21 protein-coding genes are annotated in these 20,095 nt (G+C 68.8%); 10 read left to right on the top strand and 11 right to left on the bottom strand.

The genetic code is table 11. From position 1 onward, the window contains the following. Positions 1-206 precede the first annotated feature (206 nt). Genes sdhA through sdhC form a run of 3 tightly spaced genes read right to left on the bottom strand, consistent with a single transcriptional unit; the run spans position 207 to position 2,814 of the window. Positions 207-2,012, bottom strand: coding sequence for a succinate dehydrogenase flavoprotein subunit (gene sdhA / locus SPHPHY_RS0110805; protein ID WP_022686698.1), 1,806 nt, complete (start codon positions 2,010-2,012; stop codon positions 207-209). Continuing rightward, positions 2,012-2,389, bottom strand: coding sequence for a succinate dehydrogenase, hydrophobic membrane anchor protein (gene sdhD, locus SPHPHY_RS0110810; RefSeq protein WP_022686699.1), 378 nt, complete (start codon positions 2,387-2,389; stop codon positions 2,012-2,014). The genes sdhA and sdhD overlap by 1 nt, the downstream gene beginning before the upstream one ends. Beyond that, complete coding sequence (sdhC, locus tag SPHPHY_RS0110815) at positions 2,389-2,814, bottom strand: succinate dehydrogenase, cytochrome b556 subunit (RefSeq protein ID WP_022686700.1); 426 nt, start codon at positions 2,812-2,814, stop codon at positions 2,389-2,391. Before sdhC ends, sdhD begins: the two co-directional genes overlap by 1 nt. Positions 2,815-2,999: 185 nt before the next feature. Here sdhC and SPHPHY_RS0110820 point away from each other — a divergent pair, with 185 nt between their 5' ends. From SPHPHY_RS0110820 to SPHPHY_RS0110840, 5 genes are read left to right on the top strand one after another with little or no spacing between them, the layout of a single operon-like run. Next, the gene (locus SPHPHY_RS0110820; protein WP_022686701.1) at positions 3,000-4,355 is read left to right on the top strand and encodes a methyl-accepting chemotaxis protein; all 1,356 of its coding nucleotides are present in this window, start codon (positions 3,000-3,002) and stop codon (positions 4,353-4,355) included. A gap of 14 nt (positions 4,356-4,369) precedes the next feature. Further along, entirely contained in the window at positions 4,370-5,719 is a 1,350-nt protein-coding gene (locus tag SPHPHY_RS22655; RefSeq protein ID WP_022686702.1) for a methyl-accepting chemotaxis protein, read from the top strand. 29 nt (positions 5,720-5,748) lie between these two features. Next, positions 5,749-6,447 carry an SDR family NAD(P)-dependent oxidoreductase gene (locus SPHPHY_RS0110830; protein ID WP_022686703.1) on the top strand — a complete coding sequence of 233 codons (699 nt, stop codon included), beginning with the start codon at positions 5,749-5,751 and terminating at the stop codon, positions 6,445-6,447. Then, entirely contained in the window at positions 6,437-7,381 is a 945-nt protein-coding gene (locus tag SPHPHY_RS0110835) for a 50S ribosomal protein L11 methyltransferase (RefSeq protein WP_022686704.1), read from the top strand. Before SPHPHY_RS0110830 ends, SPHPHY_RS0110835 begins: the two co-directional genes overlap by 11 nt. Positions 7,382-7,392: 11 nt before the next feature. Beyond that, positions 7,393-8,067, top strand: coding sequence for a TIGR02117 family protein (locus SPHPHY_RS0110840; RefSeq protein ID WP_022686705.1), 675 nt, complete (start codon positions 7,393-7,395; stop codon positions 8,065-8,067). 3 nt (positions 8,068-8,070) lie between these two features. Here SPHPHY_RS0110840 and SPHPHY_RS0110845 read toward each other — a convergent pair whose 3' ends face one another. Then, a complete protein-coding gene (locus SPHPHY_RS0110845) occupies positions 8,071-8,430 on the bottom strand; it encodes a hypothetical protein (protein ID WP_022686706.1) in 360 nt (119 codons plus the stop codon). Between the two features lie 101 nt (positions 8,431-8,531). Between SPHPHY_RS0110845 and SPHPHY_RS0110850 the strand changes: the two genes are divergently transcribed. Then, positions 8,532-9,434 carry a pirin family protein gene (locus SPHPHY_RS0110850; protein ID WP_022686707.1) on the top strand — a complete coding sequence of 301 codons (903 nt, stop codon included), beginning with the start codon at positions 8,532-8,534 and terminating at the stop codon, positions 9,432-9,434. Here the strand turns inward: SPHPHY_RS0110850 and SPHPHY_RS0110855 are convergent. Next, entirely contained in the window at positions 9,421-9,600 is a 180-nt protein-coding gene (locus SPHPHY_RS0110855) for a DUF4169 family protein (RefSeq protein ID WP_022686708.1), read from the bottom strand. The two genes, SPHPHY_RS0110850 and SPHPHY_RS0110855, sit on opposite strands and share 14 nt — an antisense overlap. A 2-nt stretch (positions 9,601-9,602) precedes the next feature. Continuing rightward, positions 9,603-10,058, bottom strand: coding sequence for a transcription antitermination factor NusB (gene nusB, locus SPHPHY_RS0110860; protein WP_022686709.1), 456 nt, complete (start codon positions 10,056-10,058; stop codon positions 9,603-9,605). 140 nt (positions 10,059-10,198) lie between these two features. Between nusB and SPHPHY_RS0110865 the strand changes: the two genes are divergently transcribed. Then, positions 10,199-10,714 (top strand): ferritin-like domain-containing protein, encoded by a 516-nt coding sequence (locus SPHPHY_RS0110865; protein ID WP_022686710.1) that lies wholly within the window; start codon positions 10,199-10,201, stop codon positions 10,712-10,714. Between the two features lie 240 nt (positions 10,715-10,954). Here SPHPHY_RS0110865 and hisD read toward each other — a convergent pair whose 3' ends face one another. Both hisD and hisG read right to left on the bottom strand, forming a co-directional pair. Further along, positions 10,955-12,250: a histidinol dehydrogenase gene (gene hisD, locus SPHPHY_RS0110870; RefSeq protein ID WP_022686711.1), complete on the bottom strand. Its 1,296-nt coding sequence runs from the start codon at positions 12,248-12,250 to the stop codon at positions 10,955-10,957. Continuing rightward, the gene (hisG, locus tag SPHPHY_RS0110875; RefSeq protein ID WP_022686712.1) at positions 12,247-12,912 is read right to left on the bottom strand and encodes an ATP phosphoribosyltransferase; all 666 of its coding nucleotides are present in this window, start codon (positions 12,910-12,912) and stop codon (positions 12,247-12,249) included. Before hisG ends, hisD begins: the two co-directional genes overlap by 4 nt. 46 nt (positions 12,913-12,958) lie before the next feature. Between hisG and SPHPHY_RS0110880 the strand changes: the two genes are divergently transcribed. The 3 genes from SPHPHY_RS0110880 (at position 12,959) to SPHPHY_RS0110890 (ending at position 17,179) form a co-directional block, all read left to right on the top strand. Further along, complete coding sequence (locus SPHPHY_RS0110880) at positions 12,959-14,020, top strand: DUF2332 domain-containing protein (protein WP_022686713.1); 1,062 nt, start codon at positions 12,959-12,961, stop codon at positions 14,018-14,020. Positions 14,021-14,038: 18 nt separating this feature from the next. After that, positions 14,039-14,917, top strand: coding sequence for a thiamine-phosphate kinase (thiL, locus tag SPHPHY_RS0110885; RefSeq protein ID WP_022686714.1), 879 nt, complete (start codon positions 14,039-14,041; stop codon positions 14,915-14,917). A gap of 78 nt (positions 14,918-14,995) precedes the next feature. Beyond that, on the top strand, positions 14,996-17,179 hold the full coding sequence (locus tag SPHPHY_RS0110890) for a sodium-translocating pyrophosphatase (RefSeq protein ID WP_022686715.1): 2,184 nt from the start codon (positions 14,996-14,998) through the stop codon (positions 17,177-17,179). A gap of 83 nt (positions 17,180-17,262) precedes the next feature. On the opposite strand, the gene SPHPHY_RS0110895 is transcribed toward SPHPHY_RS0110890, so the two are convergent. The 3 genes from SPHPHY_RS0110895 to SPHPHY_RS0110905 all read right to left on the bottom strand — a co-directional run bounded on the left by SPHPHY_RS0110895 (position 17,263) and on the right by SPHPHY_RS0110905 (position 20,077). Continuing rightward, on the bottom strand, positions 17,263-17,505 hold the full coding sequence (locus SPHPHY_RS0110895; protein WP_022686716.1) for a hypothetical protein: 243 nt from the start codon (positions 17,503-17,505) through the stop codon (positions 17,263-17,265). 597 nt (positions 17,506-18,102) lie between these two features. Next, entirely contained in the window at positions 18,103-18,426 is a 324-nt protein-coding gene (locus SPHPHY_RS0110900; RefSeq protein WP_022686717.1) for a YbaB/EbfC family nucleoid-associated protein, read from the bottom strand. 13 nt (positions 18,427-18,439) lie between these two features. Further along, the gene (locus SPHPHY_RS0110905; RefSeq protein WP_022686718.1) at positions 18,440-20,077 is read right to left on the bottom strand and encodes a DNA polymerase III subunit gamma/tau; all 1,638 of its coding nucleotides are present in this window, start codon (positions 20,075-20,077) and stop codon (positions 18,440-18,442) included. Positions 20,078-20,095 lie beyond the last annotated feature (18 nt).

A 20,095-nucleotide genomic window follows, 5' to 3' on the forward strand; every position in this document is an offset into this window, starting at 1 on the left:
CATGACGATAGATCGCACAGTGAACCGCAACTGACGCCCGACAAACCCGTGTTGCATCAGCGAAGCCGTGTCGCTCCGGCTGGTCTCACGATAAATGCGCAAACGTGAGGGAAGGTCGCAGTGGTACAACCATCCCGCAACCATCCCGCAACTATCCGCGGCAAAGCCGGCCCGCGCGCCTCGCGCGCGCCGGCCGGTTGCCCGGGTCAGTAAACGCGCTTCTTCGGCTTGATGTACTCGATGTCGTCGGTCAGCGTGTAATCGTGGACCGGACGATAATCGATCGCGGTTGTCCCGCTCTTGCCACCCCAGCCGTCGAACGTCGTGATGGTGTGCTTCATCCAGTTCGCGTCATCACGCTCCGGGAAGTCCTCGTGCATATGCGCACCGCGACTTTCCTTGCGGTTTTCCGCGCTCTTCATCGTCACCACCGCCTGGCCGATCAGATTGTCGAGCTCCATCGTTTCGACCAGATCGGTGTTCCAGATCAGCGAGCGATCCGAAACGCCGACGTCCTGCACACCCTGGTAGATCGCCTCGATCTTCTGCACGCCCTCGCTCAGCAGCGCGCTGTCGCGGAACACTGCGCAGTGGCGCTGCATCGTCCGTTGCATGTCGGCGCGCAACTTTGCGGTCGGGGTGCCGCCGGTCGCATGGCGGAAATGGTCGAGCCGGCTCAGTGCCAGGTCTTCCGATCCCTTGGGCAACGGATTGTGGGTTGTGCCCGGCTTCAGCGTATCCTTCAGCCGCAGCCCGGTGGCGCGTCCGAACACCACCAGATCGATCAGCGAGTTGGAGCCCAGCCGGTTCGCGCCGTGCACCGAAACGCACGCCGCCTCGCCGACCGCGAACAGCCCCGGCACGATCGCATCGGGATCGCCGTCCTTCAGCCGCACGACTTCGCCGTGATAGTTACAGGGGATGCCACCCATGTTGTAATGGACGGTCGGCGTCACCGGCAACGGCTGGCGCGTCAGGTCGACGCCCGCGAAGATCTTCCCCGTCTCGGTGATCCCCGGCAACCGCTCGTGCAGCACTGCGGGATCGATATGGTCGAGGTGGAGGAAGATGTGGTCCTTGTCCTTGCCGACGCCGCGGCCCTCGCGCATTTCCATCGCCATCGAGCGCGCCACGACGTCGCGGCTCGCCAGGTCCTTGGCCGACGGGGCATAGCGCTCCATGAAGCGCTCGCCCTCGGAGTTCGTCAGATAGCCGCCCTCACCGCGCGCACCCTCCGTGATGAGCACGCCCGCGCCGTAGATGCCGGTCGGGTGGAACTGCACGAACTCCATGTCCTGCAACGCAAGACCCGCACGCAGCGCCATGCCGTTCCCGTCACCGGTACAGGTGTGTGCCGACGTCGCCGACTGGTACACGCGTCCGCCGCCGCCTGTCGCCAGCACCACCGCGTGCGAGCGGAAACGATGGATCGAGCCATCCTCCATGCACAGCGCGATCACGCCGCGGCACGCGCCATTCTCCATGATGAGGTCGAGCGCGAAATATTCGACGTAGAAGTCGGCGTCGTACTTCAGCGACTGCTGGTACAGCGCGTGGAGCATGGCGTGACCGGTACGGTCGGCCGCCGCGCAGGTGCGCTGCACCGGCGGGCCCTCGCCCATGTTCTGCATGTGCCCGCCGAACGGCCGCTGGTAGATCGTGCCGTTGTCGTTGCGGCTGAACGGCACACCGGCGTGCTCCAGCTCGTACACCGCGGCCGGCGCCTCGCGCACCATATATTCGATCGCGTCCTGGTCGCCGAGCCAGTCGGAGCCCTTCACGGTATCGAACATGTGCCACGACCAATGGTCCGGCGAATTGTTGCCCAGAGAGGCGGCGATACCGCCCTGCGCGGCGACGGTGTGGCTGCGGGTCGGGAACACCTTGGTGATGCAGGCCGTCTTCAGCCCGCTCTCCGCGATGCCCATCGTGGCGCGCAGGCCGGAGCCGCCCGCGCCGACGACGACGGCGTCATAGGTGTGGTCGATGATCTTATATGCGTCGGCGGACATCAGGCGTGACTTCCGAAAGCGACCTTGAGGATCGAGAAGATGGCGGTGCCGGCAGTCGCGACGGTGAATACCGTCAGCAGGACCGTCAGCACGAAGCGGCTTTCCTTGTGCGAATAATCCTCGATCACGATCTGCAGCCCAAGGCGGAAGTGATAGAAGACCGAGGCGATGAACAGCACCATCGGCACCGCCGCCCATGCCGAGGACAGCCACAGCTTGACCGTGCCGTGATCGTACGACGGCAGCGACGCGATCGACGCCAGCAGCCAGACGAGCAACAGGAAGTTGGTGCCGGCGGTCAGCTTGTGATGCCACCAATGCTGCGCGCCGTGCCCCGCGCTGCCCAGTCCGCGGACGCGGCCGATTTCGGTGCTCATCACTTCGTCCCCAGGATAAGCCAGAACGCGATCGTCAGCGCGGTCGAGGCGACGAAGGTCAACAACGCAAGGCGGCGGTTGAGCTTCAGTTCGTACCCGGCGCCGGTATCGAGCACCAGGTGGCGGATGCCGCTCATCATGTGCTGGAACATCGACCACGTCAGCCCGACGCCGACCACCCAGCCGAGCACGTTCAGCGCGCCGCTGGAAGTCGTGAACACATCGAGGAACACGCCATAAGCCGCAGGGCCGGAAGCGATCGCCGCCAGCCACCACACCAGCAGCAGCGTGCCGACCGTGGCCATGCCGCTGCCTGTGGCACGGTGAACGATCGATACCGTCATCGCCGGGCTCCAGCGATAGTGGATCTGGAGCGGCCCGCTGAACAGATGCGGGCTGCGCGGGCGGGCAGGTTTCGAAGCCAAGCGCGAATTTCCTCGAATTGGACCCGCGGCGACACGGGTTTTGCGGTGGTCTATGCGTCCGCACGCGGCCCGATGCAAGCACAGCGGGGCCGCCGCGAGGAGGATGGTGCCGTACCTCCCTAACCCGCTGTTAACGGATCACCGCTACTTCAAGGTTCCACGACATCCCTGGACGGAGCAGATTTTTGCCCAACGATTTGCCACCGATCGGATCGGTCGCCGCCGCGCTGGATCTCAACGCGCGCTTCGACGTCTTCGACCTCGACGGGGAACTGGCCCGCGCAGCGCGCGACACCTGGGAAGCGCTGCGCCCGGAGGCGCGCGGTATCGCCGCGGAATATTGGGCGCATTGGAAGCGCTGCTTCGGCTCCACTGCCAACCACATGTCGTACGAGACGGAGCGGATGATCGACCTCGGGGTCGCCTTCCTCGAAAACCGGTTTCTTCGCACCCGTGATCGCGCCTGGATCGAGTCGATCGAGCGCTCGGTGGCCTCCGCCTACGCTGCGAACGTCTCACCGATGGCACTTCTGTCGATGATCAGCGCCAGCGACCGCACCGCGCTGGACGTGTTGATGACGTCCATCACCCGCGACGATCCGCGCTTGCCGAAGATGATCGACACGCTGATGCGGCTGTCGGCGCTGGAAGGCGAGATCACCGTCGCCATCTATGCGACGTATAGCGCCCACAGCGCGCAGGGCGCACGCGACCGGTTGGCGGCCGAATTCCGCGAGGAAATCGCCGCCACGGTCGAGGCGACCACGCACGAGGGCCACGGGCTGCGCGAACAGGCGTCCGGCGCGTCTTCCTCCGCCCGCGGAATGCTGGGCAAGACCAGCGAGGTCGCCGCGGCGGCCGAACAGTCCGCGGTCGCGATGCGCGACGCCGCGTCCACGGCCGCCGGGCTCATCCGCGCGATCGAGGATGCGCGCGCCGAGGTCGAGGTCGCCGCCGACATCGCCACACGCGCCGCTTCGCAGGCTGGTGACGCGGTCAGCGTGTCGAGTGCGCTGAGCGACCACGCCAAGTCGATCGAATCGATCCTGGGGCTGATCCGCGACATTGCGGGGCAGACCAACCTGCTGGCGCTCAACGCCACGATCGAGGCCGCCCGCGCCGGAGACGCAGGTCGTGGTTTCGCCGTGGTGGCGCAGGAGGTGAAGAGCCTCGCCAATCAGACTGCCCGTGCCACCGATGACATCGCCGCCAAGATCGCCGCGATCCAGGCTGCCACCCGCGTCACCGTCGACACCTCCGCATCGATCCGCAACACCGTCGCCGAGGTGCAGGAATCCGCGACGCGCATCCGCTATGCGATGGAATCGCAGGCGCAGACCGTCACCGCGATCACCGCGGCGGTGGATGAAACCGCGCTCGCTGCGGATTCGATGTCGCACACGATCGCCACGATCCGCTCCGATACCGAGACGGTCGCCAGCGAGATCGACCGGCTAGGGACCGGCTTTGAATCGCTCGCCGGGCGGCTGGGCGATCTCGACACCCGCGCCGGCAATTTCGCGAGCCGCGTCGCCGCCTGATCGGACAGCCCGCCATGAAGCAACTCCTGCACCACGACGTGCGACCGATCGCCGAGCGGGTGCGGGATTTCGATCCCCGGGGCCAGGCGGTTTCCGATTGCGCGGAGATCGCCGCGATCCTCGACGCCGTGGATGGCTGGGAGCATGTCGCACGTGGCTTCTGGGAACATCTGTTCTCGCGCCCGTCGATGCCCGCCTCCGTACGCGGTCTGACCCCCGCCGATCGCGAGCGCCGCATACAACGCGCGGTCGGCTACACCAGGCTGCGCTACCTGCAGCCGTTCGGCGATGACTGGCACGCAATGGTCGTCAGCCAGGTCGAGGAAGCGCAGGAGTCCGGCGTGCCGCTCACGCTGCTGCTCTCCGCGCTTACGTTCGCGCACCACCGCGTGATCGAGATGATCGCCGCACGGGTCGGGGAGGACATCGCACGTCTGGCGCGGCTCAGCAGCACCGTGCTGGGCATGGCGATGCTCGAATCGGACCTGATGGCGACGCAGCTCGGCCAGATCGGCACGCGGCGCGCGCGTGAACGTCGCGCCGAACGCGCCACGGCGTTCCGCTCCAGCATCGGCAGCAGCATCGATCATATCGCAGGCCGCGGGCTGGTGGTGCGCGACCGCGCCCGCTCGGCCGCCGACGCGACCCGTGACATGATCGAGAAAACCAGCGAGGTCTCCACTGCCGCGGAGCAGTCCGCGCTGGCGATGCGTGACGCCGCCTCGACCGCGGCCGGTCTCATCCAGGCGATCAGCACCGTGCAGCGTGACATGCAGGCGTGTAACGATACGCTGACCGCAGCGACTGGCCAGGCGGAGGGTGCGGTCGCCGCCTCGGCGGTGCTCGACGATCACGCCCGCTCGATCGAATCGATTCTCGGCCTGATCCGTGACATCGCCGGACAGACCAACCTGCTGGCGCTCAACGCCACGATCGAGGCCGCCCGCGCCGGTGACGCCGGCCGCGGCTTTGCGGTGGTGGCGCAGGAGGTGAAGAGCCTCGCCAACCAGACCGCCCGCGCCACCGACGACATCGCCGCCAAGATCGCCGCGATCCAGGCCGCCACGCGTGTCACCGTCGATACGTCCGCGTCGATCCGGTCGAGCATCGACGCGCTCCGCAGCTCGGCGATGCAGGTCAACACGGCGATGTCGGAGCAGGCGCTCACCGTCACTGCGATCACCGCCGCGGTCGACCAGACCGCGCTGACCGCCGACGCCATGTCGCACACCGTCGCCACGATCCGCGAGGATACGCAGACCGTCGCCGGCGAGATCGAATCGCTCGGCCATGCCTTCGAGATGATCGCCGAGCGGTTCGAAGGGCTGCGCGCCGAGGCGAACGGGTTTGCCGGCGTAGCCTGATCGCGTCGGCGACGCTAAACCACGTCGCCATGACCCATATTCTCATCACCGGCGCCAGCCGCGGGATCGGCGCAGCCACCGCCGCGACGCTGGCCACCATCCCCGGCGTCGTGGTCGCCGGACAGGGCACCGCCAGCGGCATCGCCGCCGACTTCGCCGATCCCGCCGCCCCCGATACGCTGTGGGCGGAGGCGCTGGAGCGGCTGGACGGGCGGATCGACGTGCTCGTCAACAACGCCGGCGTCTTCGAGGCGAACCCTATCGACGCCGACGATGGCGAGTGGCTGGCGGCGTGGGAGCGGACGCAGCGCATCAACCTGACCGCGGCGGCGCAGCTGTCCCGCCATGCCGTTCGCCACTGGCAAGTCAGCGGCGGCGGGCGGCTGGTCAACGTCGCCAGCCGTGCGGCCTACCGCGGCGACTCGCCCGCGCACTGGCATTACGCTGCCGCGAAGGCCGGGCTGGTCGCGATGACCAAGACGATCGCACGCGGCTATGCGGCCCAGCATATCCTCGCCTTCGCGATCTGCCCCGGCTTCACGATGACCGGCATGGCCGAGGATTATCTCGCCAGCCGCGGCGGCGACAAACTGCTCGCCGACATCCCGCTCGGGCGCGTCGCACAGCCGGAGGAAGTCGCCGCCGTCGTTCGCTTCTGCGCGCTGGATGCGCCTCCTTCGATGACCGGCGCGGTCCTCGACATCAATGGAGCCAGCTATGTCCGCTGATATCGACAGCTGGCGCGTCACCCTGCCCTGCACCCGTGCCGAGGCCGAGGCGATCGACGCGGCCGACGACCTTGCGATCGATGCGGTACTGATGACCACCGAAGAGGTCGAGGACGATCGCGAGCGCTGGCGGCTTGACGCCTATTGCGAACACGAGCCAGACGCCGCGATGCTTGCAGCGCTGACCGCGCTGGTGCCGAGCGCTGGTGGCACCCCGCCCGAGGTCACCCCCCTGACCGCACAGGATTGGGTGACGATGAGCCAGGCCGGGCTCGAACCGATCCGCGAGGGGCGCTTCGTCGTCCATACCAGCGCGCACCCGGTCGAGACGCCGGCGGGCGGTCGCGCCTTCCTGATCGATGCCGGGCAGGCGTTCGGCACCGGACATCACGCCACCACCTCCGGTTGCCTCGCGATGCTCGACGCACTCGCCGAGCGCCCGGTCGCCAACGCGATCGACCTCGGCACCGGCACCGGCCTGCTCGCCTTCGCCGCCGCGCACCTCTGGCCCGATGCCGCCGTCATGGCGACCGACATCGATCCCGCCGCGATCGACGTCACGCGCGAGAACATGGCGGTGAACCACGTCGCCGGTGTCGAATTGGTGGTCGCCGACGGCGCCTTGTCGGACGCGATCCGCGCCCGCGCACCCTACGATTTGCTGATCGCCAACATCCTTGCCGGTCCGCTGATCTCGATGGCGCCCGAAGTTGCCGCGATCGCCGCGCCGCACGCCGCGATCATCCTGGCGGGACTGCTGGAAACACAACGCACCGAGGTCGAGCGCGCCTTCACCGCTTGCGGCTGCACCGTCGACGCCGTCGATCGTCGCGGCGACTGGTCGATCCTGCGCCTCACGGCGGCTGCCGTGCGCTACGTTCCCACGCGGCCGATCGATCCGAAGGGACGCGACGGCTGGGCACTGGATCTTTAGCCGCTGGACCGATGAAGCGCCTGCCGCTCGCCATCGCGCGCATCCTGCTCCGCATCGGTGCGGCGGTGCTGGCGGTGGCCGGCGCGTACGTGCTCGCCGGTCTGGCGCTCGCGATGATCCCGCGCAACGCCGGCTGGCGCGCGCCCGCTGCCGGGGTCACGATCTGGATCGAGGACAATGGCGTTCACACCGGGATCGTCATGCCGAAGTACGCGGCGGGTATCGACTGGCGGCGCGACTTCCCGGCGCTCGACCTGCCCGACGCCCGTTATGCCGGCTACGATCACGTCGCGGTCGGCTGGGGCGAGCGCAACTTCTATCTCGGCACCCCGACGTGGTCGGACGTGCGGATCGGCACCGTCCTTCATGCTGCATTCGGCAGCACCGACACGCTGCTTCACGTCGAGCATGTCCCGCGGCCCGCAGCCGGTAGCCACGCTCGCGCCATCACGCTGACCGCGCCGCAATATCAGCGCCTCGCCGCACGCATCCGTGGCAGCCGACGCGCGGGACCGGCGATTGCCGGATACCAGCGCTACGACGTCTTCTATCCCGGCACCGGCCGCTACGACGCCCTGCACACCTGCAACGCCTGGACCAGCGACACGCTCGCCAGCGCCGGGGTCCGCGTCGGCTGGTGGACCCCGTTCGCGGCTGGCGTCATGCGCTGGTTCCCGCTCGACTGACGGTCAGCCGTTCGCCGCGCCGGTCTGGTTCGCCACCTCGCCGCGCGTCGCCGACAGCGTCGGCGCCGGGCCCGTGGCGGGGCGCAGTCCATCGCGCTCCGACGCCGGTACCGCCGCGGTAGGATCGGGCCGGAATGCATCCGGTGCGCGGGTGGTGCCCGGCGTCGGCGCGTCGGCGGCGAGATCGGGCGCGGCGTGCTCGGCATCCCGTGCCGGGCGGAGGCGGTCGAGCCACCCCAGGCCGAACGCCATGCCCAGCCCGGCGACGACCGCGCCCAGCGCCGTCGCGGCGACGATCGCCTGCTTGGTACGGGCCTCATGCGCCTGCACGGCGCGCGACTTCTGCTGCTTTTTCTTGCTCATGCCGCCCCAACGGCTTCGCCCGCTCCGGCGTTCCGCGTCCGCCCGGTTCCGTCTCGCGCGGATCGCTGCTAAGCGGCCGCAAACGCTGACGGAGTGCACCGATGTCGACCCGCGATGACCTGGTTCTCCAGACCCTGGAGCCCGCGACCCACGATCTCGGCGGCTTCAAGGTCTATCGCACGCTGCCGCATCGCGACCGCACGATGGTCGGCCCGTTCCTGTTCTTCGACCAGATGGGGCCGGCGCACCTGCCGCCCGGCAATGGCGTCGATGTCCGCCCGCACCCGCATATCGGGCTGTCGACCGTCACCTACCTGTTCGAGGGCGCGTTCCAGCACCGCGATTCCCTCGGCAGCGACGTGCGGATCACACCCGGCGCGGTCAATCTGATGACCGCCGGGGCCGGCATCGTCCATTCGGAACGTTCACCCGAAGACGTCCGCGCCGACGGACCGCGCCTCGACGGCATCCAGACGTGGCTTGCGCTGCCCGACGGACAGGAGGATCGCGGCCCGGCGTTCGAACACGTCGCCGCCGACGCGCTGCCGATCGTCACGGCCGGCGGCGCCACGGCACGCGTCGTGATGGGCACGCTGTGGGGCGCCAGCGCACCGGTCACCGCCTATGCCGAGACGATCTACGCCGACATCGTGCTGGAGCCCGGCGCGTCGGTCCCGATCGACGACAGCACCGACGAGCGCGCCATCTACCTCGCCAGCGGCACTGCAACCCTCGACGGGCTGACGCTGGAGCCACAGCGGCTTTACGTGCTGCGCCCCGGTATCGCCGCGACGCTGTCGTCGCCGACCGGCGGGCGCGCGATGCTCGCGGGGGGCGCGGCCTTTGCGACGCCGCGGCATGTCTGGTGGAATTTCGTCCATTCCTCGCGCGATGCGATCCGCGAGGCGAAGCGCGCGTGGATGGCCGGGGAGTTCGCGGGCGTGCCTGGCGACAGCGAGTGGATTCCGCTGCCCGAGGTGCCCAAGACCGTCAGCTATCCGTGAGCTTCGCGCCGTCGAGCAGCGCATCCTTGCGCGCCTGCTCGACCGTGTCCGCCGCCTTCTGCGCCTTCGTGCGCCCGAACGCAGCGCGGTTGGCGCTGGCCTGAGCCTCCCGGGTGGCGCGCGCCCTGGCCTTGCGCGCACCCTTCAGGGAGACGACGTCGCCCATCGCTAGCTGCGGACCTGCTTGCCGATCGCGTCGAGCAGGCCGTTCACGAACCCGGCCTCGCGCTTCTGGTAGAAAGCATGCGCGACATCGACATAGGAGCTGATCGCCGCCCCGACCGGCACGTCGGCACGCGCCAGCAGTTCGTACGTACCCGCACGCAGAATCGCCTTCATCGGCTTGTCGAGCCGCTCCAGCGACCAGCCGGCGGTCAGCCGCTGTTCGACCAGCAGGTCGATCTCGCCCAGCCGCTCGGCCACGCCGCGCACGACGTCGTCGAAGAACGCGACGTCCGCCTCGGCATATTCGACCTCCTCGATCGTCGCGCCTAGCCGGTGCTGGTGGAATTCGTGGAGCAGCACCGGAATCGACGTGCCCTCCATCTCATGCTGATAGAGCGCCTGGACGGCGGCGAGGCGCGCGGCGGCGCGGGCCTTGGTACGAGCAGCGGTGCGGGACATAGGCCGCGCGCTGTAGTCGCTCGCTGCGCGTTCGTCACCCCCTCGCCGCGATTGACCTGCATCAAGCGGTTTTTCGGCAACGTCCGGCGCGCGCCCCTCGTTCGAACCGACGTACCCCCGAAAGACAGAGGAGAACGATCATGGGCCTGTTCACGAAGGACATCGAAACCCTCGACGACCTGTTCCTGCACCAGCTGCAGGACGTCTATTACGCCGAGAACCAGATCACCAAGGCGCTGCCGAAGATGATCGAGAAGGCCACCTCGCCCGAGCTGAAGCAAGGGTTCGAAACGCATCTGCGCGAGACCGAGGGACAGATCGCGCGGTTGGAGCAGGCGTTCCAGGCGCTCGATCAGAAGCCGAAGGCGGTCACCTGCCCGGCGATCGATGGCATCATCAAGGAAGCCAACGAGGTCGCAGGCGAAGTCGCCGACAAGGCGGTACTCGATGCGGCGCTGATCGCGTCGGCCCAGGCGGTCGAGCATTACGAGATCGCCCGCTACGGCACGCTGATCGCGTGGGCCAAACAACTTGGCCACACGCAGGTCGTGTCGCTGCTGCAGGCGACGCTCGACGAGGAAAAGGCCACCGACGAGAAGCTGACCACGCTGGCCGAGACCAAGGCGAACAGCGCCGCGGAACTCGCAACGGCATAATCACAGGCGAAGGGGGGGGCATCGCCCCCCCCATTGCTAGGACCAATCGACATTCAGCCAGCGTCGCCGCAAGCGCCGTCATTGCGAGCGTAGCGAAGCAATCCAAGGCGCGACCAAGACGCTCCGAATCGATTTGCTATGCCGTTACGCCGACACGCAGCCCGATTGCTCCGAACCTGACGCCGAGCGCCCGAAGTGGAAAACCATTCGCATCGAAGCAACCCGCTCGCGCGTCCGGCGCTACCGGTTCGTCCTGATCCGCAACGCCACCGACCGCGCATGCGCCGGCAATCCCTCCGCATTCGCCAGTGCGATCGTCGCCGGCCCCAGCTCGTTGAGCGCCGTCTCGTCCAGTTGCAGGAAGCTGGTCCGCTTCATGAAGTCGGTCACGCCCAGGCCGCTTGCGAAGCGGGCGCGTCGCCCGGTCGGCAGCACATGGTTCGGCCCCGCGACGTAATCACCGATCGCCTCGGGCGTGTGCCGGCCGAGGAACGCCGATCCGGCATGTCGCAGCCGATCGAACAATGCCTGCGGATCGTCACACGCGAACTCGACGTGCTCGGGCGCCAGCCGGTCGACCAGCGCGATCGCCTCGATCAAGGTCGGCACGATCACGACCGCGCCATTATCTTCCCACGCCACGCGCGCCACGGCCTGCGTCGGCAACGCCTGCAACTGCCGCTCGACGGCCTCGATCACGCGCTCGCCGAATGCGGCATCGTCGGTGAACAGGATCGACTGCGTAGTGGTGTCGTGCTCGGCCTGGCTCAGCAGGTCGGCGGCGATCCACTCCGGATCGTTCGCACCATCGGCGACCACCACGATCTCGCTCGGCCCCGCGACCATGTCGATCCCGACCACGCCGTAGACCTGCCGCTTCGCCTCCGCGACCCAGGCGTTGCCCGGCCCGGTCACGACATCGACACGCGCGATCCGCTCGGTTCCATAGGCGAGCGCCGCAACCGCCTGCGCGCCGCCGACCCGCCACACCTCGTCCGCGCCCGCCAGATGCGCCGCGGCCAGCACCAGCGGGTTCACCTCGCCCCCCGGGGTCGGCGTCACTACCACCAGCCGCTCGACCCCCGCCACCCGCGCCGGGATCGCGTTCATCAGCAACGTCGAGGGATAGGCCGCACGCCCACCGGGAACGTAGATGCCGGCGGCGTCCACCGCGCGCCACCGCGCGCCCAGCCGCACGCCCGCCGCATCGGTGAAGCTCGTATCCTCGGGTCGCTGCTTCTCGTGATAGGCGCGAATGCGCGTCGCCGCGAGTTCCAGCGCCGCGCGCAATTCCGGCTCCAGTCCCGCGAACGCCGCCGCGCATGCCGCCGCATCGACGCGCCATCCGGTGTCGTTCAGGTCGTGACGGTCCAGCTTCTGGGTGAACGCGTGCAGCGCCGCATCGCCGTCGTCGCGCACCGCACGAACGATCGTCGCCACGTCGCGCGCGACGTCGCTCGCCGCCTCGCGCCGTGCATCGACCAGCGTGTCGAAGCGTCCGGCGAAATCGCCGTCGCGCGTGTCGAGGCGGATCATGCCGCCACCGCCGCGCGGAACGCCTCGACCAGCGGGAAGACGTGCGCGCGCGTCTTCATCGCCGCGCGATTGACGATCAGCCGCGCCGACACCTCCATGATCCGCTCCACCTCGACCAGCCCGTTTTCCTTCAACGTCCGCCCCGACGACACCAGATCGACGATCCGCGTCGCCAGCCCCAGCGTCGGCGCCAGCTCCATCGCGCCGTTCAGCTTGATGCACTCCGCCTGGACGCCACGCGCGGCGAAATGCTGCGCGGTAACGTGCGGATATTTGGTCGCGACCCGCACGTGGCTCCACCCCCGCGGATCATCACCCGCCGCCATCTCCACCGGCTCGGCCACCGACAGCCGGCAATGCCCGATGTTCAGGTCGACCGGCGCATACAGTTCGGCATAGTCGAACTCGGCGAGGACGTCGGAGCCGACGATCCCCAATTGCGCCGCGCCATGCGCGACGAATGTCGCCACGTCGAACGCACGCACGCGGATCAGCTCGATACCCTCGCGGTCGGTGCGGAAACGCAAGGCGCGGCTGCGCTCGTCGCCGAACGCCGGCTCGGGCACGATCCCGGCGCGCGCGAGCAGCGGCAGCGCTTCCTCGAGGATGCGCCCCTTGGGAACGGCGATGACGATCGGGGTTGGCTTCGACGGCTCGGACATGCGCGCGGCTTTACGGGGGCACCCTCATCGGCGCAATGAGGCGCGCATGGCAGACGAACCGAGCAACCGCGCCGCCTTCGAGGTGCAGGCGCAATATTGCGAGGCGATGGCCGCGCCGCTGACCGCGCGCCTGTGCCGCGCACTCGCCCGCGTGCTGACGCGTGACACCGCGATCGGCACGCGCGTGCTCGACTGGCCGGGCGAGCCGGTCGCCGATGCGGTCGTGCTTCGGCTCGTCGGCGGTCTCCACGCGCTTGCCCGCCGCGGCGACGCGGACGCGTTCGCAGCCACGGATGCCGAACTCGCCGCGCTCCTCGTCACCCACGACACCGCGCTGCTGCCGTGGCTCGACGGCCCGCCGCAGACCAACGAGGCGCAGCGGTCCGCCGGGCTGATGACCGGGCTGCTCCACGTCGCCGCCACGCTCGGCCCGCGCGTGGAGGTGCTGGAGATCGGCTCCAGTGCCGGTCTCAACCTGCTCATCGACCGCATGCGTTTCGATCTCGGCGGCGTAATGGCCGGCCCAGCCGGTTCGCCGCTGACGATCGCGCCCGAATGGCGCGGCCCCCCGCCTCCGGCCGCGCCGGTCGCCATCGCACGCACGCGCGGCGTCGATCTCGCGCCGGTCGACGTCCGCGACCCCGCACAGGCCGAGCGCCTCGCCGGCTACGTCTGGATCGACGCCGCCGAGCGGCTCGCCCGCCTGTCGACCGCGATCGCGATGGTCCACGACCGCGCGGTCGAGCTGACGCAGGGCGATGCTCCCGACTGGGTGGAGGCCCGCCTTGCCGAGCCGCAGGACGCCGGCACCACGCGCGTGCTGATGCACTCGGTGGTCTGGCAATACCTTCCCGCCACCGCTCGCGAGCGCATCCGCGGCGCGATGGAAGCGGCCGGCGCGCGCGCCACCCGCGAGCACCCGCTGGCCTGGGTGATGATGGAGCCGAACCGCGATCTCCACCGCCACGAGGTACGCGTGCAATGCTGGCCCTCCGATCAGCCGATGCAGCTCGTCGCGCTTACCCATGCGCACGGCGCCTGGGTCGAAGGTCTGGCGCCTCCCTATGAGACGCGCGACTATGTGATGCGGCGCGGCGCGTATGAATGATCGCTCGACGGCGCTGTCATGAACGAAGCCGCTTTCCTCGCCCGCCTCCGCACGCTCCCGCTCCATCCCGGCGCCGGCGGTCTGACCGACGACACCGCAACCATCGCCGGCCTGACCGTCACCACCGACACCCTGGTGGAAGGCGTGCATTTCCTCGCTGCCGACCCGCCGCAGGATGTCGCATGGAAACTGGTCGCCACCAACCTCTCCGATCTCGCCGCCAAGGGCGCGATCGTGGAGGGCGTGCTGCTCAACTACCCGCTGCGCGACGCCGCATGGGACTCCGCCTTCCTCGATGGGCTCGATGCGGCATTGGCGGCGCTCGCCTGCCCGCTGCTCGGTGGCGACACCGTCACGCTTCCCGCCGGCGCGCCGCGCATCCTCACCGTCACCGCGTTCGGTCGCGATGCCGCCGCTCCACCGCGCAGCGGCGCGCAGGCAGGTGACGCGCTCTGGGTCACGGGCACGATCGGCGACGCGGGCGCGGGCCTCGCCATTGCGCAGGCCGGCACCGGCGACGCCGCACTGCTCGCCCGCTATCGCCGCCCTGCGCCGCGCCTTGTCGAGGGTCGCGCGCTTGCCCCGCTGGTCCATGCGATGATGGACGTCTCGGACGGCCTGCTGATCGACGCGGCGCGCATGGCCGCTGCCAGCCGCCTTGCGGTCACGATCGACCTCGCGCACGTGCCGCTCGCGCACGGCGTCACCGACGCGCTCGCCGCCGCAACCGCCGGCGACGATTACGAGTTGCTGTTCGCCGCCCCCGCGGCCGCCGCCCTTCCGGTCGCGGCGACGCGCGTCGGTACGTTCGCACCCGGCGCAGGGCTGACCTTGATGCAGGATAACCGCTTGATTCCACTGCCCGGGCGGCTGGGATACCAGCACGGCTTGCGCTGACGCAGGCACCTGTTAGCCTCACCCCCCGCGCGACGTACCGGCGACAGACCGGACGCGCCACTAGGAGGGATGAAGGGCATGACGATCGTCTATCTTGCCATCGTCTGCGGCCTGATCGCCGTACTCTATGGCTTCGTGACCAGTCGACAGGTGCTGTCCGCTTCGCCCGGTAACGAGCGAATGCAGGATATCGCCAGCGCCATCCAGGAAGGCGCGCGCGCCTATCTCGGGCGGCAATACACCACCATCGCGATCGTCGGCGTCGTCGTCGCGGTCGTGCTCGCGGCGACGCTGGGCACGCTGTCGACGATCGGCTTCGTCATCGGCGCCGTGCTTTCGGGTGTCGCGGGCTTCGTCGGCATGATGATTTCGGTGCGCGCCAACGTCCGCACCGCGGAGGCGGCGCGCGGCTCGTTGCAGGGCGGGCTGACGATGGCGTTCCGTTCCGGTGCGGTGACCGGGATGCTGGTCGCCGGTCTCGGCCTGCTCGCGATCGCCTTGTTCTTCTGGTATCTTACCGGGCCGTCCGGCCTGCTTCCCAACGATCGAGCCATCATCGAGGCGCTCACCGCGCTGGCGTTCGGTGCGTCGCTGATCTCGATCTTCGCGCGGCTCGGTGGCGGCATCTTCACCAAGGCCGCCGATGTCGGCGCCGATCTGGTCGGCAAGGTCGAGGCCGGTATTCCGGAGGACGACCCGCGCAACCCGGCCGTCATCGCCGACAACGTCGGCGACAATGTCGGCGACTGCGCCGGCATGGCCGCCGATCTGTTCGAGACCTATGTCGTGACGCTGGGCGTGACGATGGTGTCGATCGCGCTGCTGATCCAGGCCAGCCCCGCCGAGCTGATGCGGCTCATGAGCCTGCCGCTCGCGGTCGGCGGCGTCTGCATCATCACCTCGATCATCGGCACCTACATGGTCCGGCTCGGGCGCGGCACGATCATGGGCGCGCTCTACAAGGGCTTCTGGACCTCGGCACTGCTGTCGGTCCCGGCGATCTGGGCGGTGACGCACTGGGTGCTGGGCGACATGAGCGCGACGATCGGCGGTGCCGGGTTCCTCGATGCCGACCGCGACGCCGCCTTCGACGCGATCGCCACCGGCGGCGTCGACAGCGCGACCGCCGGTGTGCCCGCGGCGTCCGCCTTCACCGGCACCGACCTGTTCTGGTGCATGATGATCGGGCTGGCCGTCACCGGACTGATCGTGTGGATCACCGAATATTACACCGGCACCAACTATCGCCCGGTCAAGTCGATCGCCAAGGCCAGCGAGACCGGCCACGGCACCAATGTGATCCAGGGCCTCGCCATCAGCCTGGAGGCGACCGCGCTGCCGACGATCGTGATCGTCGTCGCGGTGATCGCCGCCTACAAGCTCGCCGGGATCATCGGCATCGCCTTTGCGGCCACCGCGATGCTGGCGCTGGCGGGGATGGTCGTCGCGCTCGACGCTTATGGCCCGGTCACCGACAATGCCGGCGGCATCGCCGAAATGGCGGGGCTGGATGAGGAGGTACGCGAGCGGACCGACGCGCTCGACGCGGTCGGCAACACCACGAAGGCGGTCACCAAAGGCTATGCGATCGGCTCGGCCGGGCTTGCCGCGCTGGTGCTGTTCGGCGCCTACACCACCGATCTCAAGACCTACTTCCCCGACATCACCGTCGATTTCTCGCTCAGCAATCCATACGTCATCGTCGGGCTGCTGCTCGGCGCGCTGCTCCCCTATCTGTTCGGCGCGTTCGGGATGACCGCAGTCGGCCGCGCGGCGGGCGCGGTGGTCGAGGAAGTGCGCGAGCAGTTCCGCGAGAACCCCGGCATCATGGCGGGCACCAGCCGCCCCAATTACGCCCGCACGGTCGACCTCGTCACGCGCGCCGCGATCCGCGAGATGATCATTCCCTCGCTGCTGCCGGTGCTCTCGCCGATCGCGCTCTACTTCATCGTGCGCGCCGTCGACGGGCAGGCATCGGGCTTCGCGGCGCTGGGCGCGATGCTGCTGGGCGTCATCGTCTCAGGGCTGTTCGTCGCGCTGTCGATGACCAGCGGCGGCGGCGCGTGGGACAATGCCAAGAAATACATCGAGGACGGCAACCACGGCGGCAAGGGTTCCGAGGCGCACAAGGCCGCGATCACCGGCGACACCGTCGGCGATCCCTACAAGGACACCGCCGGCCCGGCCGTCAATCCGATGATCAAGATCACCAACATCGTCGCGCTGTTGCTGCTCGCAGCATTGGCCGCGCACGGCGGGTGACCGTTCGGTGGACAGGGGCCGGGCGCTGCCGCCCCTGACCGCCGCACTGGCGGGCTGCCGGTCATCCGACAGCCCGCCGCCATTTACTTCCCGTCGGTGGCGCCGTCGATCGCCGAGCCGGCCTTGTCGGCGGTGCTCTCGACGCTTTTCGCGGCCGACGTGACCGCGTTGTTCTTGGCTACTTCGCTGTCGTTGCGCACGAAGAGGAAATAGGCTCCGACGATCACCGCGATCAACACCGCCAGGCCGATCAGCATCCCGCCACCGCCGCTGCGCCGCTCGATGATCGTGGTATGCGGCGTCTGCGTCACGCGATCGTCACTCATGGCTCTCTCCCTTGTTGGTGGAGCCGAGAATGCCAGCGCGCCGGCAATGTTCCGTTACCGGAAGGACGTGCGCGGGGTGCGGCCCGCAGGTGCCCCAAAGCGGGACCGAAGTCCTGCCCCGTCGATGCCGCACTCCCGCTTCCGGACGCCGCCTTGAGCGTCGCGGCAGCGGATCACGGCTGCGGCGAGCGATAGAATCGGTCTCGCTCACCGCCACCGCGACCAGCATTCGATAGCGAGCGGAACGGCACCAACCGACCCGTCATCGCGACCAAGGCAACGCGCTTGCAACGACCCGATGCCATCCCGCGCCAAATTCGAAAGCCATCCGCACCTACGCGATGTATTGTCGCGTCACGTCGCGCTCCGATCTGCGCCAAGCGATATTCACCGGGTTTCCCTGCAAAAGCCGTCATCGCAAGCGTAGCGAAGTGATCCAGGGCGTTGTGCGGAACGCTGGATCGCTTTGCTACGCTCGTAACGACGGGTGGAGGGAGCAGGTCTGCCCGATAGCGCGAACGCGGGATCGACAATCTCCGCTGGTGAGCAGTCCGGCACCCGTGCGGCGCTGGATGTCGATCCCGCGTGGGCGACCGCTCAGAACGGCAGCTTGAACCCCGGCGGCAACGGCAGGCCGCTGGTCATCTTCGACATCTCGGTCGACGACACCGCATCCGCCTTAGCCCGCGCATCGTTGATCGCGGCCGCGATCAGGTCCTCCAGCATCTGCTTCTCGGACGGCACGATCAGCGAATCGTCCAGCGCAACGCCGATGATCCGCCCCTTGGCCGATGCCTTGATCTTCACCAGCCCGCCGCCGGCGACGCCCTCGACCTCGATCGTGTCGAGGCTGTCCTGCGCCTTCTGCAATTCGTTCTGGACGTTCTGGGCCATCGCCAGAATGTCGTTGAGGTCCTTCATATGATGCTCTCCATCAGGTGATGCTTCGTTGTGCGGGTTTCGGGTCGACCAGTTCGGCGCCGGGAAATGCGTCGAACGCCGCGGCGACGATCGGGTGCGCGCGCGCCGCATCGTGACGCGCCTGCACCACGTCCTGCTCGGTCTCGTACATCGTCGGCGCACCGGGCACGTCGGCCATCGCGATCTTCCACGGCATGCCGGTCGCGTCGCGCAGCACCGCCGCCAGTTCTGCTAGCGAGTCGGTCGACAACGGCCGCGTTCCGCTGAAGACGATCTCGGGCGGCGCATAGCGCACCAGGCTCGCGCCGCGGCGCATCCTCACCAGCAGGTCCAGCTTGCCACGCTCGTCGAGCAGCGCGAGCACCCCCGCAAACTCCTTGGGCGCGCGATCTTCGGGAGCGGGCGGCGGCGCTGGCGCGGCAGGCGCAGCCGCGGGTGCGACCGCCACGTCGCCGCCCGCGATCCGCCGCGCCAGCTCGCCCGGATCGGGCAGCGTGGAGGCGTGGATCGCCCGCAAAATCGCCATCTCGGCGGTCTCGATCGGCAACGCGGCACGCCCGACCTCTTCATGCCCCTTCAGGAACAATTGCCACAGCCGGTGCAACGCCGGGAAGGACAGCTTGCCCGCCCACTCACGATACGCCGCGCGTTCCTCGACGGGTTGCGCGGGATCGTCGGGGGCCCCGACCTTCACCTGCGTCACGCCGTGCACCGCTTCCAGCAGCGCACGCATCACCCCCAACGGATCGACGCCAAGATCATATTGCCGCCGCAACGCCGCCAGTGCGCCCGGCGCATCCGCGGCCAGCACCAGCGCCAGCAGATCGCGCACCGCGTTGCGGTCCGACAGCCCCAGCATCTCGCGCACCGCGTCGGCGCGCACGCCGCCGCCTTCCAGGTCGGCATGTGCGATCGCCTGGTCGAGGATCGACAGTCCGTCGCGGGCCGATCCCTCCGCCGCGCGCGCGATCAGCGCCAGCGCCTCCGCGTCGGCCTGCGCCCCCTCCGCCTCCACCACACGCGCGAAATGCTCCGCCAGCAGTTGCGCCGGGATCCGTCGCAGGTCGAAGCGCTGGCACCGCGACAGCACCGTCACCGGCACCTTGTTCACCTCGGTGGTGGCGAACAGGAACTTCACGTGCGCCGGCGGCTCCTCCAGCGTCTTGAGCAGCCCGTTGAACGCCGCCTTCGACAGCATGTGGACTTCGTCGATGATGTAGATCTTGTAGCGTGCCGACACCGCCGCATAGCGCGACGCCTCGATGATCTCGCGCACGTCGTCGATGCCGGTGTGGCTGGCGGCGTCCATCTCGATGACGTCGATGTGACGCCCCTCGGCGATCGCGCGGCACGGCTCGCACACGCCGCACGGATCGATCGTCGGCCCGCCCTGGCCGTCGGGGCCGATGCAGTTCAGCGCCTTGGCGATCAGCCGCGCGGTGCTGGTCTTGCCGACGCCGCGCACCCCGGTCAGCAGGAAGGCATGCGCGATCCGGTCACGCTTGATCGCATTGCCCAGCGTCTGGACCATCGCGTCCTGCCCGATCAGCGCATCGAACGTCTGCGGCCGGTATTTGCGCGCCAGCACGCGATAAGGCTGCGCGCTGGCCACTGGCTGCGGCGGGGCGCCGAGATCGAGGGAGTCGGACATTGCCGGCGGATATAGGAG

This window comes from Sphingomonas phyllosphaerae 5.2, assembly GCF_000419605.1.
Lineage (GTDB): Bacteria > Pseudomonadota > Alphaproteobacteria > Sphingomonadales > Sphingomonadaceae > Sphingomonas > Sphingomonas phyllosphaerae_B.

What these genes read in the sequence shown, in the direction of transcription:
- SPHPHY_RS0110855 (WP_022686708.1), bottom strand. Translation starts at nt 9,600, where the DNA reads ATGGGCGACGTCGTCTCCCTGAAGGGTGCGCGCAAGGCCAGGGCGCGC.
- SPHPHY_RS0110850 (WP_022686707.1), top strand. Translation starts at nt 8,532, where the DNA reads ATGTCGACCCGCGATGACCTGGTTCTCCAGACCCTGGAGCCCGCGACC.
- SPHPHY_RS0110845 (WP_022686706.1), bottom strand. Translation starts at nt 8,430, where the DNA reads ATGAGCAAGAAAAAGCAGCAGAAGTCGCGCGCCGTGCAGGCGCATGAG.
- nusB (WP_022686709.1), bottom strand. Translation starts at nt 10,058, where the DNA reads ATGTCCCGCACCGCTGCTCGTACCAAGGCCCGCGCCGCCGCGCGCCTC.
- SPHPHY_RS0110890 (WP_022686715.1), top strand. Translation starts at nt 14,996, where the DNA reads ATGACGATCGTCTATCTTGCCATCGTCTGCGGCCTGATCGCCGTACTC.
- thiL (WP_022686714.1), top strand. Translation starts at nt 14,039, where the DNA reads ATGAACGAAGCCGCTTTCCTCGCCCGCCTCCGCACGCTCCCGCTCCAT.
- SPHPHY_RS22655 (WP_022686702.1), top strand. Translation starts at nt 4,370, where the DNA reads ATGAAGCAACTCCTGCACCACGACGTGCGACCGATCGCCGAGCGGGTG.
- SPHPHY_RS0110830 (WP_022686703.1), top strand. Translation starts at nt 5,749, where the DNA reads ATGACCCATATTCTCATCACCGGCGCCAGCCGCGGGATCGGCGCAGCC.
- SPHPHY_RS0110840 (WP_022686705.1), top strand. Translation starts at nt 7,393, where the DNA reads ATGAAGCGCCTGCCGCTCGCCATCGCGCGCATCCTGCTCCGCATCGGT.
- hisG (WP_022686712.1), bottom strand. Translation starts at nt 12,912, where the DNA reads ATGTCCGAGCCGTCGAAGCCAACCCCGATCGTCATCGCCGTTCCCAAG.
- SPHPHY_RS0110865 (WP_022686710.1), top strand. Translation starts at nt 10,199, where the DNA reads ATGGGCCTGTTCACGAAGGACATCGAAACCCTCGACGACCTGTTCCTG.
- sdhA (WP_022686698.1), bottom strand. Translation starts at nt 2,012, where the DNA reads ATGTCCGCCGACGCATATAAGATCATCGACCACACCTATGACGCCGTC.
- SPHPHY_RS0110900 (WP_022686717.1), bottom strand. Translation starts at nt 18,426, where the DNA reads ATGAAGGACCTCAACGACATTCTGGCGATGGCCCAGAACGTCCAGAAC.
- SPHPHY_RS0110880 (WP_022686713.1), top strand. Translation starts at nt 12,959, where the DNA reads ATGGCAGACGAACCGAGCAACCGCGCCGCCTTCGAGGTGCAGGCGCAA.
- SPHPHY_RS0110895 (WP_022686716.1), bottom strand. Translation starts at nt 17,505, where the DNA reads ATGAGTGACGATCGCGTGACGCAGACGCCGCATACCACGATCATCGAG.
- sdhD (WP_022686699.1), bottom strand. Translation starts at nt 2,389, where the DNA reads ATGAGCACCGAAATCGGCCGCGTCCGCGGACTGGGCAGCGCGGGGCAC.
- hisD (WP_022686711.1), bottom strand. Translation starts at nt 12,250, where the DNA reads ATGATCCGCCTCGACACGCGCGACGGCGATTTCGCCGGACGCTTCGAC.
- SPHPHY_RS0110905 (WP_022686718.1), bottom strand. Translation starts at nt 20,077, where the DNA reads ATGTCCGACTCCCTCGATCTCGGCGCCCCGCCGCAGCCAGTGGCCAGC.
- SPHPHY_RS0110835 (WP_022686704.1), top strand. Translation starts at nt 6,437, where the DNA reads ATGTCCGCTGATATCGACAGCTGGCGCGTCACCCTGCCCTGCACCCGT.